Raw genomic sequence first — 2,445 nt, forward strand, 5'->3', positions numbered from 1 at the left:
CCCCCACCCCCGCGCCCGCGCCCCCCCCCCCCCCCCCCCCCCCGCCCCCCCCCCCCCCCCCCCCCCGCCCGCCGCCCCCCCCCCCCCCCCCCCCCCCCCCCCCCCCCCCCCCCCCCCCCCCCCCCCCCCCCCCCCCCCCCCCCCCCCTCCGCTCAACAGCCGCAGGTGGCCCCGGCCGGCGCGGTGAGCGGGTCGACGGCGGGGCGGTGCACGCCGTCCGCCGTCTCCACGGGCAGCCCCTCGCGCGCCCAGTACTCGAAGCCGCCGATCATCTCCCGCACCCGGAAGCCCTGCCGGGCCAGTGCGAGGGCGGCGCGGGTGGCGCCGTTGCAGGCCGGTCCCCAGCAGTAGGTGACGACCGGGACGGACCGGTCCAGCTCCGCCGCCCGCACTGCGATCTCCGGGCCGGGCAGGTGCACCGCGCCCGGCACGTGTCCCTGCGCCCACGCCTCGGGGCTGCGGCTGTCGAGCAGCACGAACCCGGGTGTGCCGGACTCCAGGGCGGCGTGCACGTCGCTCACGTCGGTCTCCACCGCGAGGCGGCGGGCGAAGTGCGCGGCGGCGTCGGCGGGGTCGGTGCTCCAGTCCATGGGGTGATGCTGGCGCCCGGCCGCGCCGCCGCCCAGTGGCCGCACCGTCGCCGTCCGCACCGTTCCTGCCAACCGCGGCGCACTCTCGCGCGCGAAAGGCCTCGAGCGGGTTGACGGCCGGGGTTCTGACATCTGAGATATCAGTTGTGTCCCTCGCCCCGGTCGGCCGCGTGCTGCTGCGCGACGTCGCCCTGACCCGGCTGCGCGAGGCGATCGTCAGCGGCGAGCTGGCCCCCGGCGCGGTGGTGAAGGACGCCGAGCTGGCCGCCCGCCTCGGCCTGTCGGTCGCGCCCGTGCGCGCCGCACTGACCCGCCTGGCCGACGAGGGCCTGGTCGAGGCCAAGCCGCAGAGCCACACCCGCGTCACCCCGCTCGACGTCGCCGCGGTGCGGGACGCGGCCGCCGTCGTCCGGGTGATGCACGAGTTGGCCGTCCGGGAGGCCGTCCCGCGGCTGACCGGGGACGACGTCGCGCGGATGCGCGCGGCCAACGCCGACTTCGCCGCCGCCGTGGAACGGGGGGACGTCGACGCCGCCCTGGCCGCCGACGACGCCCTGCACGCCGTCCTCGTCGACCGGGCCGGCAACCGGGCCGCCGCGGCCACCGTCGACCGGTTCACCCCGGCGATCCGCCGGCTCGAGCGCCGCCGCTTCGCAGCCGAAGGCCGGCACAGCGTCGTCCTGCACGACCGCCTCATCGCCGCCTGCGCGGCCCCCGACGTCGACGCCGCCGTCGCCACCACGACCGAGATCTGGACGGCGCTGCTGTCCGAGCTCTCCGAGGAGACCGCATGACCACCCTGGCCGACTTCCCCCGCCACCCGCTGCTGTTCGGCCCGTCGCCGGTGCACCGCCTCGACCGGCTCACCGCGCACCTGGGCGGCGCCGCGGTCTGGGCCAAGCGCGAGGACGTGAACTCCGGCATCGCCTTCGGCGGCAACAAGACCCGCAAGCTCGAGTACCTGGTCGCCGACGCCCTCGCCCAGGGCTGCGACACGCTCGTCTCGATCGGCGGCGTGCAGAGCAACCACACCCGCCAGGTCGCCGCGGTCGCCGCGCACCTGGGCCTGTCCTGCGTGCTGGTGCAGGAGAGCTGGGTCGACTGGCCCGACGCCGTCTACGACAAGGTCGGCAACATCCTGATCAGCCGCCTGGCCGGCGCCGACGTCCGGCTGGTGAAGGCCGGTTTCGGCATCGGGTTCAAGGAGAGCTGGGAGGCCGCCCTGGCCGAGATCACCGAGCGCGGCGGCAAGCCCTACGCGATCCCGGCCGGGGCCAGCGACCACCCGCTCGGCGGGCTCGGCTTCGCCAACTGGGCGCACGAGGTCGCGGCGCAGGAGGCCGAGCTCGGCGTCTTCTTCGACACCGTCGTCGTCTGCTCGGTGACCGGCTCCACCCAGGCCGGGATGGTGGCCGGGTTCGCGCAGCTGGAGGAGCAGGGTGGCCGGCCGCGCCGGGTGCTGGGCGTCGACGCGAGCGCCAAGCCGGCCGAGACCCGCGACCAGGTGCTGCGCATCGCCCAGCGGACGGCGCGGGCGATCGGCGTGCAGCGGGAGCTCACCCTCGACGACGTCGAGCTCGACGAGCGCTACCACGCCGGCGTCTACGGCATCCCCGACGAGACGACGATCCGCGCGATGGAGACCGCGGCCCGCACCGAGGGCATGGTCACCGACCCCGTCTACGAGGGGAAGTCGATGGCGGCGACGATCGACCTCGTCGGCCGCGGCGAGATCGACCCGTCCTCCACCGTGCTGTACGCCCACCTCGGCGGCCAGCCCGCCCTCAACGGCTACAGCGCCCTCTTCTCCTGAGGTGTCGGAGTCGCTCGAGTGCGGGAACCGCACTCGAGCGAC

3 protein-coding genes are annotated in these 2,445 nt (G+C 76.5%); 2 read left to right on the plus strand and 1 reads right to left on the minus strand.

What is annotated here, in order from left to right; all coding sequences use genetic code 11:
• Positions 1-152: 152 nt before the first annotated feature.
• Complete coding sequence (locus ACI8AX_RS23570) at positions 153-590, minus strand: rhodanese-like domain-containing protein (RefSeq protein ID WP_456552306.1); 438 nt, start codon at positions 588-590, stop codon at positions 153-155.
• Positions 591-736: 146 nt separating this feature from the next.
• Here ACI8AX_RS23570 and ACI8AX_RS23575 point away from each other — a divergent pair, with 146 nt between their 5' ends.
• Positions 737-1,384 (plus strand): GntR family transcriptional regulator, encoded by a 648-nt coding sequence (locus ACI8AX_RS23575; protein WP_456552307.1) that lies wholly within the window; start codon positions 737-739, stop codon positions 1,382-1,384.
• Positions 1,381-2,403, plus strand: a complete 1,023-nt coding sequence (locus ACI8AX_RS23580) for a 1-aminocyclopropane-1-carboxylate deaminase (RefSeq protein ID WP_456552308.1) — start codon at positions 1,381-1,383, stop codon at positions 2,401-2,403. The genes ACI8AX_RS23575 and ACI8AX_RS23580 overlap by 4 nt, the downstream gene beginning before the upstream one ends.
• Positions 2,404-2,445: the final 42 nt, after the last annotated feature.

The sequence above is a fragment of the Blastococcus sp. SYSU D00813 genome (assembly GCF_054050735.1).

Coding starts and splice junctions, on each gene's coding strand:
- ACI8AX_RS23570 (WP_456552306.1), bottom strand. CDS start 590: ATGGACTGGAGCACCGACCCCGCCGACGCCGCCGCGCACTTCGCCCGC.
- ACI8AX_RS23580 (WP_456552308.1), top strand. CDS start 1,381: ATGACCACCCTGGCCGACTTCCCCCGCCACCCGCTGCTGTTCGGCCCG.